General features: G+C 44.7%; 12 protein-coding genes. 11 read left to right on the top strand and 1 reads right to left on the bottom strand.

Annotated features, from left to right (window positions below; all coding sequences use genetic code 11):
* Positions 1–105: 105 nt before the first annotated feature.
* The 11 genes from LQ567_RS24575 to truA all read left to right on the top strand — a co-directional run bounded on the left by LQ567_RS24575 (position 106) and on the right by truA (position 11,789).
* A complete protein-coding gene (locus LQ567_RS24575) occupies positions 106–1,272 on the top strand; it encodes a glycosyltransferase (protein ID WP_231008573.1) in 1,167 nt (388 codons plus the stop codon).
* Between the two features lie 156 nt (positions 1,273–1,428).
* Positions 1,429–2,694 (top strand): glycosyltransferase, encoded by a 1,266-nt coding sequence (locus tag LQ567_RS24570; protein ID WP_231008572.1) that lies wholly within the window; start codon positions 1,429–1,431, stop codon positions 2,692–2,694.
* Between the two features lie 71 nt (positions 2,695–2,765).
* A complete protein-coding gene (locus LQ567_RS24565) occupies positions 2,766–3,497 on the top strand; it encodes an FkbM family methyltransferase (protein WP_231008571.1) in 732 nt (243 codons plus the stop codon).
* 267 nt (positions 3,498–3,764) lie between these two features.
* The gene (locus LQ567_RS24560) at positions 3,765–4,427 is read left to right on the top strand and encodes a TylF/MycF/NovP-related O-methyltransferase (RefSeq protein ID WP_231008570.1); all 663 of its coding nucleotides are present in this window, start codon (positions 3,765–3,767) and stop codon (positions 4,425–4,427) included.
* A 307-nt stretch (positions 4,428–4,734) separates the two neighbouring features.
* A complete protein-coding gene (locus LQ567_RS24555) occupies positions 4,735–6,549 on the top strand; it encodes an ABC transporter ATP-binding protein (RefSeq protein WP_231008569.1) in 1,815 nt (604 codons plus the stop codon).
* A gap of 422 nt (positions 6,550–6,971) precedes the next feature.
* Entirely contained in the window at positions 6,972–7,553 is a 582-nt protein-coding gene (locus LQ567_RS24550) for a LemA family protein (RefSeq protein WP_231008568.1), read from the top strand.
* An 11-nt stretch (positions 7,554–7,564) separates the two neighbouring features.
* Positions 7,565–8,143, top strand: coding sequence for a LemA family protein (locus tag LQ567_RS24545; protein ID WP_231008567.1), 579 nt, complete (start codon positions 7,565–7,567; stop codon positions 8,141–8,143).
* A 1-nt stretch (position 8,144) separates the two neighbouring features.
* Positions 8,145–8,609 (top strand): TPM domain-containing protein, encoded by a 465-nt coding sequence (locus LQ567_RS24540; RefSeq protein ID WP_231008566.1) that lies wholly within the window; start codon positions 8,145–8,147, stop codon positions 8,607–8,609.
* 8 nt (positions 8,610–8,617) lie between these two features.
* A complete protein-coding gene (locus tag LQ567_RS24535) occupies positions 8,618–9,403 on the top strand; it encodes a TPM domain-containing protein (RefSeq protein ID WP_231008565.1) in 786 nt (261 codons plus the stop codon).
* A gap of 310 nt (positions 9,404–9,713) precedes the next feature.
* The gene (locus LQ567_RS24530; protein ID WP_231008564.1) at positions 9,714–11,003 is read left to right on the top strand and encodes a DUF4476 domain-containing protein; all 1,290 of its coding nucleotides are present in this window, start codon (positions 9,714–9,716) and stop codon (positions 11,001–11,003) included.
* A gap of 54 nt (positions 11,004–11,057) precedes the next feature.
* On the top strand, positions 11,058–11,789 hold the full coding sequence (gene truA / locus LQ567_RS24525) for a tRNA pseudouridine(38-40) synthase TruA (protein ID WP_231008563.1): 732 nt from the start codon (positions 11,058–11,060) through the stop codon (positions 11,787–11,789).
* Positions 11,790–11,851: 62 nt separating this feature from the next.
* Here truA and LQ567_RS24520 read toward each other — a convergent pair whose 3' ends face one another.
* Complete coding sequence (locus LQ567_RS24520) at positions 11,852–12,058, bottom strand: hypothetical protein (RefSeq protein ID WP_231008562.1); 207 nt, start codon at positions 12,056–12,058, stop codon at positions 11,852–11,854.
* Between the last annotated feature and the right edge of the window lie 807 nt (positions 12,059–12,865).

The raw sequence follows: 12,865 nt of genomic DNA, 5'->3' as shown, positions 1-12,865 counted from the left end.
TAATTCGGGAGTACGGAGCACATTGGAGTATGCAGAAGAGCAATGATCCAGGGATCAATGGCTGCTATAACCGGTAAATTAAACTTTAATGATCCAGTTTTTGAAATGAGCAAGAAGTCACTGTTGTATTTTATTCCGTTCAATATTATGAAAAACAATGCCGGAGCTATACGTACGGCATGGAATTATCTTGAGGCATTTCATCACCTGGATATGGACGTTGATTATGTGCACAGTAATGATACCTGGGGCGGACCGATGAGTGATACGGAGGTGGATGATTTAAAGCAGACAGGTCTTGTTCGTAATATCTATCACCTGAACAGGAAACCTGAAAATATCCGGAGCCTGCGGCATTGGCTGGCTTACAGGATTCAGCGGCTGGGGCGTGATGTATCCTCCGGACGTTCGCTGCCTAGTTTTGTTACAACATACAATCAGTACCTGTTCAATGAAATGCTCAAAAAGCACCGGTATGACTATATCATAATAAGCTATGCACACTGGGCTAACCTGGTGCGGGAGAACCGTTATACAGGGAATGCAAAACTGATTATTGATACGCACGATTTTATGACGGCGCAGGAGCGGGTGTGGAAAAAGTTTAATGTAGGACGTGCCTTTAATAAAGAAATAAAACGATTAAGCCTGTTTGATGCCGTGTGGACGGTATCTGCGGATGAACGTTATCTTTTTCAGCAATTTGTAGATAAGAAAGTGGTTTTGGTACCTTTTTGTGCGCAGGATCACACGATGATGGAAGCAGTAGCGAAAAACTATGATATTATTTATGTGGGCGGAGATAATGTGCATAATATCAAGGCTGCTGACTGGTTTTTTAAGGAAGTTTATCCGCTTTTAGATGCATCTGTGCGGTATTGTGTGGTTGGGAGTATCCACCGGTATGTTCCGGACCGGGAAAATATTTATAAAGTGCCTTATGCGGCAGATTTAGAGGATTATTATCCCCGGGCAAAACTGGCTATTTGCCCTATGTTGAGTGGCACCGGTGTAAAAGTAAAGGTTGTTGAGGCATTGTCTTATGCACTGCCGGTGGTATGCAGTCCGCGGGGGGTGGATGGCTTGCTGAATAAAACAGAGAACGGGTGTGTGGTAGCGGCGTCTGCCCCGGATTTTGCAGCAGCCATTCAAAAGCTCCTGCAAACTCCCGACTTTTACAATGAAATGCGTTTGCAAGCCGGGACATTTTTTCAGAAAAATCATAAAAAAGAAAACCTATATACCATTATCGGGAACGCGCTAAACTGCTGATAAAGGAGTGTTTTGCGAAGTTTTAACAAATAATATGCAACTAGCTGTTGCGATTTATTAGGAAGCTGCGTTCTTTGCAATGAAAAACCACATTATTTATCAGGGGGTGTTCAGGTAAGATGGATCCGCTGAACGCCAGCTATCAAACATTATAGTATGATCAATAAGACAAAGATTCTTTACTTTATGGCTGATCCTATTACGAGAAGGGATGCTGGTAATAGAACGCATGTGCTTCAAATGTTGGAATACTTCAACAGTCGTCATGAATATGTTGAATTGGATTATGTGGGAGTAAAAGAATGGGGCGACTGGAATAATACAGACTACGAAGAGTTTAATAGACTTTTCCCTCACTGTAATTTACATACGATTAAGCTGCGGATGCCCAAGGATAATATTTTTAGATACTATTTTAAATCGAAGCTTCCCAATCAACTGCGGAAAAAGAGAGCCAAACGAAACGGGAACGCTGTTATTGACGACTATACTACCGTACATCTTCATCAAAACTTTAATGAGCTGCTGCAAAAGAAGAAATACGATTGCATTATTATGAGTTATGTAACCTGGTCAACATTGCTGGAAAATAACCCTAATGTGGAAGGTGTTAAATTGATTATCGATACGCATGATTTTATGACGGCTCAGTTTAAAGGTAGAGCCGGTTTTCAGCTTGGGAAAACGTTTGAGCGGGAAATGAAATTATTGTCCATATACAATGAAACCTGGTCTCAATCTGCCGATGAGCAATATCTGTTTAGTCAGTTTTTGCCCGTCAAACATCGGTTTGTGCCCATTATGTACAAAGACAATAGTTTGGGTGCGAGCTTGGTTGAGAGCCAGGAATATGATCTGATATATGTTGGAAGCGAAAATGACAATAACCAACAGTCAATTAACTGGTTTTTTAATACAGTATATCCGTTGCTGCCAAAGGATATACGGATTTGCGTTATAGGAAAAATTTGTGACTATTTTCCTTCCTTTCCTAATGTGGAAAAGCACTTGTTTGTGTATGATTTGAGCGAATACTATCACAAGGCAAAGCTTGCTATTTGCCCGATGTTGAATGGAACGGGAGTGAAGGTAAAGGTGGTAGAGGCAATGTCATACGGGTTGCCCATTGTTTGTAATTTACGAGGATTGGATGGACTACCTATAAAAGATGGTAACGGGTGTTTGAGAGCCGATAGTCCGGAGGAATTTGCACATGGGATTCAATCATTGCTTACCGATGACAAATACCGGAGCAAAATCAGTGAAAAGGCAAAGGAAACATTTAATACGTTCTTTGAAATAAACAAATGTTACAAAGACCTGGATAAAGTATTTAATATATCCTTACGTAAAGAAAACAGGGTTCGGACATTATCAACGTTCGAAAACGGAGTTGAGCGCAGAGCTTTAGAAGCTTTGTAATAGACTACGTTATTTGAATCCTGCTGTGGATATTATACTACTTTAAATATATTGCTGCAAACGCTATGAGCATGCCCCGTTTTTTTGAGAGAATATTTTCCGGAAAGAAGCAGAAGGAAGAGGTGGAGATCCCGCTTTCCAAAGGTGAACTTTACGATGTACAAACCGAAAGAATCATAAAGCGCGTTTGTAAAAAAAGCAGCAACTGTATTGACATCGGAGCAAATGTTGGAGATGTTTTAAATATTATTTCAAAATATGCTCCCGATGGTACCCATTACGTATTTGAACCAATACCCGATCTATACGAAAATCTCGCATCAGCGTATAAAGACACAACCTGTAAAATATTTGAACTGGCATTGAGTGATACAAAAGGCGTGTCCTCGTTTAACTATGTCATTTCTAATCCGGCATATAGTGGCCTTATAAAAAGAAGGTACGACAGGGAAGAGGAAGAAGATACCCTTATTCAGGTAAAAACGGATCTGCTGGATGATGTGTTGCCTAAAAATCATCCTGTACATTTAATAAAAATAGATGTGGAGGGAGGCGAGCTGCCTGTAATGCGGGGAGCAATCAATACAATAAAAAAATGGAAACCCGTAATTGTTTTCGAGCATGGTTTGGGTTCATCAGAGTTTTATGGAACAACACCAGAAAAACTTTATGCATTGCTAAACGATTGCGGACTGGAAGTTTATACTTTAACTAACTGGCTGGATAAAAATAAGCCCTTAACGATTAACGAACTAAGACAGCTATTTGATAGTAATGAAGAATACTATTTTGTAGCGAGTTAATGGAAAAATGAAATTTACACAAGTAGTTTTTCCCCTGCGTTTTGAAACAAGCAGGCGCATTTAGATAATTGCGAAAATTAATTTGATTCATCTGAAAGAGGTTGCCCATAGAGCATCCTTCTTTTGATGATTATCCTTGTGAGTTGGGTGTCTTCGCCATAGGCAGGAGATATGCAATAGGGTACTGGCTGAAAACGCCTGGTTGTAACACGTGCGTTTGCGTATGGTGGCCAGGTATAAAAAAAAACAACAGTTAAAAGTGAAACAATGGAAAGACAACTGGTACAAGATTATTTAGAGGCGCATAAGTTTGTTCTTGAAGAGTCCATGCAGGCATTGGGCAGGGAGCGGCTATTTTATGTTCCGGTTCATTTGGGATATGTGCGGATCAGTACACTTGAACTTATAGCGGAGGAGATCCGGAAAAATAATGTGGAGGGATCTGTAGCAGAATTGGGTGTGTATCGTGGTGATTTTGCCAAGTATATCAATGAAGCTTTTCCGGAAAAAACGCTTTACCTCTTTGATACGTTTAGTGGTTTTTCAGAAAAGGATGTACTCGTGGAAAAGGCACATGATTACAGCCCCGGTACCCAGGATTTTTCGGATACCAACGTGGCATTGGTATTGGATAAAATGAGCAAGCCTGATAACTGTATCATTAAAAAAGGCTATTTCCCGGATTCACTGGAAGGACTTGAAGATGATTTTGCTTTTGTATCCCTTGATGCGGATTTATATCAACCTATTTTTGAAGGCCTGAAATATTTTTATCCAAGGTTATCTAAAGGAGGATTTATTTTAATTCATGATTATAATAATGATGAATATAAAGGTGTAAAAAAGGCGGTTACGGATTATTGTCATAATGAGGGGATTCCCTTTGTGCCCATTTGTGACCCCTGGGGATCAGCGGTTATTGCAAAATAGATACAATGATCCCAATCGTCTATTTTATTGATAGGGCGAACGAACGGTGATTTTCTTGCAGAATTTTTATTCTGGTTTCTGCGGCCTACGCATTTGACTAAACGGCTTCGGGGTATCGGATTGCTACGGGTGAACGCTCTCCTGGGGGCTGGCGCGAATACAAAAAGGCCAATCGATTAGCGGTTATAGTTACTGATTACCGTAGATGTGGCAGCAAAACTTCCGCCAAAATCTTACCAGCTCCGCCGTAAAAACAGCAAATGCCGTATTTTCTCGTAACTTTGCGCGTTTTAATGAATGAACGCAAATGGGGTCAAAAAAATTCAGCCGGTTATTTAAGTATATTGGCTATTACAAGTGGAAGATCATCCTTTATATCTCTATTACGATTATAGCATCCTCCTTATCTGTGGTTTCTCTCGGGATGCTGGCCCCGCTGATGTCGCTTATTTTTAAGGTGGATGGCATTGGAGGACAAAGTATCCTGAACAAGATTCCGGGGGGGCACTATATAGGCGAGGAACTGACAAAGCTGGTTAACAGCGGGCAGCAAATGCATGCCGTACTGCTCTGTTGTATAATGGTGATCATTTCAGTTTTTCTGAAAAACCTGCTGCTGTATATATCCTCGCTGATTTCGGTACCGGTAAGAAGCTCCATCACCATTCACCTGAAAAACGACCTGTACGCTAAAGTGCTAAGCCTGCCGGTGGGCTATTTTTCCGAGCAAAAAAAGGGAGATATCATGAGTCGTATGACCAATGATGCCAACCTCGTGGAAAGCTCCATTGTAAATACCATGGAAGGGCTGATCAAAGACCCGGTAATGGTGGTTAGCTATTTGGTTTCAATGGTTGTCATCAGTCCTGGTCTTTCGGTTTTCTTATTGATCCTCCTGCCGGCAACGGCCTTTATCATTGGCCGTATCAGCCGTACGCTTAAAAAGCAGAGCAACGCAGCATCGCTCCGGGTGGGTGATACCCTGTCCATACTGGATGAAACACTAACGGGCATTCGTATTATTAAGGCCTTTACTGCTGAAAAAATACTGAACAACCGGTTTGTAACACTCAACAATACCTTACTGGGCATCAACAAAAAGATATCGGCCCGCCGGGATCTGGCCTCCCCGCTAACGGAATTACTGGGCGTTGTGGTTCTCTGCGTGATCATTTATTTCGGGGCCAATCTCATCCTCAATGGAAATACCCTGGGCCCTGGTGATCTGATCGCGTTTATTGCCATATTTGCAATGATGATCAACCCTGCCAAAACCCTGGCCGCATCGTTCTTCAGGGTTCAGGAGGGCGCTGCCGCTATCGAACGTATTGAAGCGATACTGACCACGCCCGATAATGTGGAAGATACCGGTACCCAAAAGCTGGAAGTCTTCAACGAGGGGATCGAATTTCGGAATGTTTCTTTTGCCTATAATGATACCCCCATCCTTAAAAATGTAAGCCTGTTTATTCCCAAAGGGAAAACGGTAGCACTGGTGGGCAGCAGCGGCGCCGGAAAAAGCACCCTGGCGGACCTGGTACCCCGGTTTCATGATGTAACTTCAGGCGAAATCCTTTTCGATGGGGTCAATATTAAAGACTACAGTCTGCAGTCGATACGAAAACAAATTGGTATCGTAAGCCAGGAGCCCATCCTTTTTAACGACTCCATACGCAATAACATTACGCTTTCTGACCCAGACGCTCCTATGAGTGAAGTGGAAAGTGCCGCCAAAGTGGCCAATGCATACCGGTTTATTGAAAATAAACCCGAACAGTTTGATACCAATATCGGCGACCGGGGCGCTAAATTGAGCGGTGGCGAAAAACAACGGCTTACAATTGCCCGGGCTGTTTTAAAAAATCCTCCCATCCTGATCCTGGATGAAGCCACTTCTTCGCTGGATACGGAAAGTGAACGGCTGGTACAGGATGCCATTAACAATATGATGAAAAACCGCACCTCGCTGGTCATCGCCCATCGCCTGAGCACGGTTCGGCATGCGGATGAGATCATTGTATTGAATAAGGGTGAAATTGCCGAGCGTGGATCACATACGCAGCTGATGCAGATCCAGGGCGGCATCTATAAAAAACTGGTCGATATGCAGGAGATGGTGTAGCCGGGAAAATTGCAGTATTCAGAATTTGAATAAAAAAGAGATGGCTTCTGTGAGCTGTTCAATGCTTGCAGGAGCCATTAATCTGTTCGGGTGTTAATAAAGAGGCTATCAAAAAATTGTCAATGCCAGGGCCGTTATTTGTTCAGGACCGGTAGCCCGGCATATAAAACCTAGCTGCATTTGCAATACCGCTTGAATATTTGGCTTACTCATTTGCCATAAGAAGGTTCCATAACCCGGTCACACAGCTTTCAGGGCTTACATTTCGAATCCAATATGACGCATTTTACGTCCCTTTGACCGGTATTTATGGCCGGTTTGCCGATCTGACCGTTTGAAAATGAGGAATATGGAATATAATTTGATAACTTGGTGTATTATTTCGTTTAAATTTGTTTCATCAAATCCAAAAACACAATCACATGAAAGGAGTTACGTTAATCATTGTTGTTCTGCTGGTCATCCTCGGCTTTATGGGGTGCAATGGCTACAACGGCCTCGTAAAGGAGCAGGAAAATGTAAATAAAGCCTGGAATAATGTACAGAGTGAGTATCAAAAGCGAAATGACCTGGTAGGCAACCTGGTGGAAACCGTAAAGGGTGCTGCAAATTTTGAAAAATCAACCCTCACCGATGTGATCAATGCCCGTGCAAAGGCAACATCGGTTCAGGTAAACCCGGAAAATCTTACACCTGAAAAACTGGCTGAATTTCAGGCTGCACAGGGCCAGATGACCAGCGCACTGGGCCGACTGCTGGTTACCGTGGAGGCCTATCCGGAATTAAAAGCCAATCAGAACTTTTTGCAGTTGCAGGGGCAGCTGGAAGGTATCGAAAATGATATCCGTGCATCCCGGCAAACGTTCAATACCGCTGTTAACAGCTATAATGTAAAAGTGCGTTCTTTCCCGATGAATATCCTAGGTGGTATCTTCGGATTCCATGCCAAAGAAGGCTTTAAGGCAGATCCTGGTGCTGAAAAAGCGCCAAATGTAAAATTCTAATCCCGTAACAGATGAAGCGATCCGGTCTGATCCTTGTTGCGGTGCTGGCGGTTATTGGCATCTATTTCCTGGTGTCGTATAACTCGTTTGTAAAAAAGGACGAGAAAGTACGGCAGCAATGGAGTGAGGTACAAAACACCTATCAGCGCCGTCTCGATCTTACGCCCAACCTGGTGAGCACCGTTAAAGGGATTGCCGGGTTTGAGCAATCGACCCTGGTAGCCATTGCGGAGGCCCGCGGCCGTGCACAACAGGGGTTGGGCGGGGAACCGACGCCGGAAAATTATAACCGGCAGTCGGATTTGCAGGATTCTCTGGCAGCTGCCTCCAACCGGATCATTGCTGTGATAGAACGGTACCCAACGCTGAAGGGAACGGAAGCCTACCGCGGATTGCAGACCCAGTTAGAGGGTAATGAACGCCGCATTAAGGTAGCACGGAATGATTTTAACGCAGCAGTGGCGGTATATAACAGCGCTGTAAGAAGTTTTCCCGGCAATATTGCTGCGGGGGTCCTGGGCTTTAAACCCCGGGAGGGATTTCAGGCAGTAGCCGGTGCTGATCAAAATGTAGCAATTAAATTCAGATAACGTGGCTTTTTCCTTATTTAACCGACATCCCCAGGAAGTGCTCACCAGCACTGAAAAAGAGCAGATCGTGGAAGCCATCCGCCAGGCGGAAAGCCGTACCAGTGGCGAGATACGGGTATACATCGAAAGTCATAATAAATATGTAGACCCTGTTGATCGGGCGGCAGAAGTATTCTTTAAGCTGAAGATGGAACATACGGCAGACCGGAACGCGGTGTTGCTGTACGTAGCTGTAAAAGACCGGCAGCTGGCGATCTTTGGAGATGAAGGTATTTACCAGCGAACCGGGAGCATGTACTGGAACGGGTTGGTAAAAAAGATCCTGGAACATTTTAACCAGCAGCATTTTGCCACCGGCATCAGCGAATACATCCACCAGATCGGTGAAGGACTGCATCAGTATTTCCCTTTTGACAGGGCTACCGACCAGAACGAACTCCCCGACGATATCGTTTTTGGAAGTTAATGATCCCAATGAAGAAATTCTTTTTACTATATTTTCTGCTGATTACGGTGGGGGCTTTTGCCCAGATCGAATCCGTGATCCCGAATCCGCCCAACCCGCCGCGGCTGGTGAACGACTTTACCGGGCGGTTCTTAACAGCCGAGCAGGTACAAACGCTGGAACGCAAGCTGGTAGCCTACGACGACAGCACCTCCAATCAGATCGCGGTAGTGATCGTAGACGATTTGAAAGGATACTCGAAGGATGATTATGCCATTGCATTGGGCAGAAAATGGGGCGTGGGCGGACAAAAACAGTTTAGCAACGGTGTGGTGGTGCTGGTGAATGCAGGTACCCGGGATCGCGGGATGTTTATTGCAACAGGGTATGGGCTGGAAGGCGCCATTACCGACCTGGTGGCAGACCAGATCGTACAGCAGATCATGATCCCCGATTTTAAACGGGGCGACAATTACCGCGGACTGGACGAAGGAACCGATGCGCTGATACAGGCAGCTGCCGGCCGGTTTAAGGCGCCGGATGGATACCATGAACGGGGCAAAGGCATAGGCTTTGGAACGATTCTCCTGATCGTAATCGTTGTTATTGTATTTGTGGCCTTTATGAGCGGCGGCGGCAGTGGAGGTGGGGGTTATGTTTCGCGCCGGGGATACCGCGGCAATGGCGGCTGGATCATACCCGGAGGCTGGTCAGGCGGCGGTGGTGGTGGCGGTTGGTCCGGAGGAGGTGGCGGCGGCTTTGGTGGCTTCGGCGGTGGTGGTTTTGGCGGCGGGGGTGCCGGAGGCAGTTGGTAAGAAGAATTGTTCAGGAGCCTGGTTAAAGTTCCCGGTTCGATTGCGTCGTACACCCTGTGCCGGTTTGTAATTTGTACTGTCGTTCCCGGTTAATAACGGATAGTTAACGGCTGAAAACTGAAAGCTGAAGACGGATCGCTGCCGACCAAACGGATTTCAATAGTAAACGTTAAACTTGAGCGCTTAAAACCCGTTCAAGGGATTTCTTTGAAGAAACATTAAACCAGAAACTTTCCCACCTCGCATTATTCGTTTATTTTTGTTTGAAAGAATCATTTAGATAGGATCATTTTAGAACAATATATACAACATGAATAAGCGTTTATTACTGGCGATCGTCTTTCTGCTGACTGGCTTTGTTTCTTTCGCTCAATACTCGGTTCAATCCAAATATTTTGTTTACCTGCAAACCGAACCTGCACAACCTTTTTACATAAAAATCAACGGCCAGCGTATTGAAGCCAATTCGTCGGGGTACCTTATTCTGCCGCAATTAAAGGATGGCGATTACCGGCTGGTGGTGGGGTTTCAGGATAATAAAAGCCCTGAAATGACCTTCCGTTTCAAGATCGACTCAAAGGATAAAGGGTATCTGATCAAAAATTTTGGGACAGAGGGCTGGTCCCTGTTCGATCTTCAATCGATGGATGTACAGAAGCCGCTCACCGCAGAGGAAGCCGCTGCACTGGCAAAGGCGGAGGCGCCCAAGCCGCAACCGCGTCGCGAAGCACCCAAACCACAGCCGAAACCGGAAGAAAAACCGGTGGTAAAGGAAGAAGCGCCCAAGCAGGAACCGGTAGCCACAGCTGCTGTACAAACCCCGCCGCCTGCACAACAGCAACCTGTGGCGGAGAACGCCAATGTGAGCGATTTTACAAAAATACTTTCGAAGGCCGCCAACGATCCTTCATTGCTCGAGAAGCCCAAGCCTGAAGAAAAGCCCGTGGTAAAGGAGGAAGCACCCCGGGAGCAGGTGGCCGCAGAAACGCCCCAGCCTGCACCAAACAATGCACCTAAAACCGGGAAAAATGCCGTAGTGAAGTTGTCGCAGCATTCTTCCGGAACCGGAACAGTGGTTGTATATGAAGACCGCAGCAATGGAGCCGCAGAGCAGATCGAAATTACCATACCTGCCGCTGAAACCACCGAGGAAAAAACACCGGAATCACCAAAGGAAACAGCAGAAAAACCAGTTCCTGCAGCAAAAAACGATCAGCAATTTGCGGTGCAGGAAAAACCAGCCGTTCCCCAGGAGAAAGCCGCTGTTCATAAAAAAGAAGTAAAGGAGGAGCCTAAAGCTGCATCAGGCAACTGTAAATCGGTAGCTACAGAAAGTGATTTTCTTAAGCTGCGCAGGGATATGGCCGGTAAGGACAACGACGATCTGATGATTGAAGAAGCCCGTCGGGCCTTTAAAAGTAAATGTTATACGGCGGCACAGGTAAAGTATATCAGCAGCATGTTTTTATCCAATGCCGGAAAATATAACTTCTTTGAAGCGTCCCGTACACATATTTCTGATCCCGAGAATTTCAGCACGCTTCAATCCGAGCTCAAGGATACCTACTACAAAGAAAAGTTCAACAGTCTTATTAAATAGTTAAGTGCTGAAAACTGGCGGCTAAAAGCTGTCAGCCTTAGCCGCCCGGTTACGATGCGTTATTTTTTAGAAGTTTCCTACAAGGGTACCCGATATAGTGGTTTTCAGATCCAGCATACAGGTGCCACCATCCAGGGAGAGATCGAAAAAGCGTTTATGGTTTTTTTTAAGGAGGCCCCGCTTTTTACCGGGTCTTCCCGTACCGACAGTGGCGTGCATGCCTTTCAGAACTTTTTTCATTTCGACTGGGATCGCGATTTTAATGCAAAATGGATTTATAACCTGAATGCGATCCTTCCCGGAGATATTGTAATTAAAGAGGTAAGGCTGGTGGCGGATGACGCCCATTGCCGGTTTGATGCGCTGAGCCGTAGCTACCGGTATACCGTATACCAGTTCAAGAATGCCTTTCTTGCCGACACTGCATATTTTTATCCCTATCCCCTAAACCTTGGGTTAATGAACGAAGCGGCCGTCTTACTCAAAAGCTTTAAGGATTTCGGTAGTTTTTCCAAGACCAACACACAGGTAAAAACATTCAATTGTAACCTGATGGAAAGCCGTTGGGTATTGGAAGCGGGTGTATACCAATACCAGGTAACCGCTAACCGTTTTTTGCGGGGGATGGTGCGTGCGCTGGTAGCCACCATGCTGCGGGTAGGCCGCGGAACTCTGGATATGGAGGCCTTCGAGGCGATCATAAAAAAAGCGGTATGCGGATCTGCGTATTTTGATGCGCCGGCGCATGGCCTTACACTTACACAGGTAGCCTATCCGGTACGTTAGCCCGTTTTCATCTATTATTTATAGTGCTATACCGCTGTTTCTTTGAGGAGCGGCCGAGTCGTTTACAGCAGCGGCAGGTTGCCCTGGCCCTGGTGTTTTCTAAAAAGGGTAGCTATTCCCAGCTTATAAAACAAATGCGAAAGGAGGGGCTCATAGGCACTTGTTTTATATTTCGCAATGATCTGTAAACCGGTGTACTGAAAATTCCTTTGGGTGTGGCAGCTTAAGGTTAACGGATCCGTCAGCGTAGTGGTAAATACGACAGACACTGATGGATAAGATTACCGGATTTGCAGCACGGGCGCAGCGCAGCCGCTACCTGTTCCTTCGCCTGATGAATAGGCGCCTGTAAGCGGTAAGATCTTGGTTTGTGTAACGTTCTAAATGCTGCGCCTGGTACAACGTAGCAAGGCCATTCGACAGAGGACTGAAAAAAAAGACAGTTTTTTTTCAAATAAATTTGGCGGTTCAAAAAAACGTTCTATATTTGCACTCCGTTTGCGAAACGGATGAGTTCTCTGAGAAGAAAAATAAAAGATTCAAAACGCTGAAACACTGATTCAGTCTGTGTTTCAGAAGCATCTACTCTATAATGAATACCAGTAAATTGTTGCTGGAAATTCCGCTTATACTTACCGAACGGTTAGAAAAAAATTGAAAAAATATTTTACTGATCGTATCTAAAATCAAAATGAAAGTTGTATCTTTGCAGTCCGCCTGAAAATAAAGGGTAGCAAAAAATAAGCTTTTAAATTCAAGGGTAAGTTCTTCACACATAATTGGTTACATCAAAAAATAATTAAAATTTTTTGGTGGTTTGAAAAAGAAAACATATCTTTGCAACCCCGAAACGGAGTGTAAATAACGAAACGGGTTGGTTGATAAAGTTCTTTTAAGATGATACAGCGATTAAGGCGCGATACTGGTTCAAATCCGGTGGTATTAGCAAGTTGTAGAAGTTGCCTTTTAGGGGTAATGAATACGCAAAGATCTTTGAAAGTTTGGAAGCAATAGCACAATTCAGTCACATTAAATTGTGACAACGAAAAGGTAAGTCAAAAAGCAAATAACATTAG

Source organism: Niabella pedocola (assembly GCF_021044425.1).
GTDB lineage: Bacteria > Bacteroidota > Bacteroidia > Chitinophagales > Chitinophagaceae > Niabella > Niabella pedocola.
Note: the sequence above shows the minus strand (reverse complement) of the source record. Positions and strands in the feature narration are given on the sequence as shown.

Excerpts from the sequence above, each read along its gene's own strand:
- LQ567_RS24550 (WP_231008568.1), top strand. The coding sequence starts at position 6,972 with ATGAAAGGAGTTACGTTAATCATTGTTGTTCTGCTGGTCATCCTCGGC.
- LQ567_RS24555 (WP_231008569.1), top strand. The coding sequence starts at position 4,735 with ATGGGGTCAAAAAAATTCAGCCGGTTATTTAAGTATATTGGCTATTAC.
- LQ567_RS24575 (WP_231008573.1), top strand. The coding sequence starts at position 106 with ATGAGCAAGAAGTCACTGTTGTATTTTATTCCGTTCAATATTATGAAA.
- LQ567_RS24560 (WP_231008570.1), top strand. The coding sequence starts at position 3,765 with ATGGAAAGACAACTGGTACAAGATTATTTAGAGGCGCATAAGTTTGTT.
- truA (WP_231008563.1), top strand. The coding sequence starts at position 11,058 with ATGCGTTATTTTTTAGAAGTTTCCTACAAGGGTACCCGATATAGTGGT.
- LQ567_RS24545 (WP_231008567.1), top strand. The coding sequence starts at position 7,565 with ATGAAGCGATCCGGTCTGATCCTTGTTGCGGTGCTGGCGGTTATTGGC.
- LQ567_RS24570 (WP_231008572.1), top strand. The coding sequence starts at position 1,429 with ATGATCAATAAGACAAAGATTCTTTACTTTATGGCTGATCCTATTACG.
- LQ567_RS24535 (WP_231008565.1), top strand. The coding sequence starts at position 8,618 with ATGAAGAAATTCTTTTTACTATATTTTCTGCTGATTACGGTGGGGGCT.
- LQ567_RS24530 (WP_231008564.1), top strand. The coding sequence starts at position 9,714 with ATGAATAAGCGTTTATTACTGGCGATCGTCTTTCTGCTGACTGGCTTT.
- LQ567_RS24565 (WP_231008571.1), top strand. The coding sequence starts at position 2,766 with ATGCCCCGTTTTTTTGAGAGAATATTTTCCGGAAAGAAGCAGAAGGAA.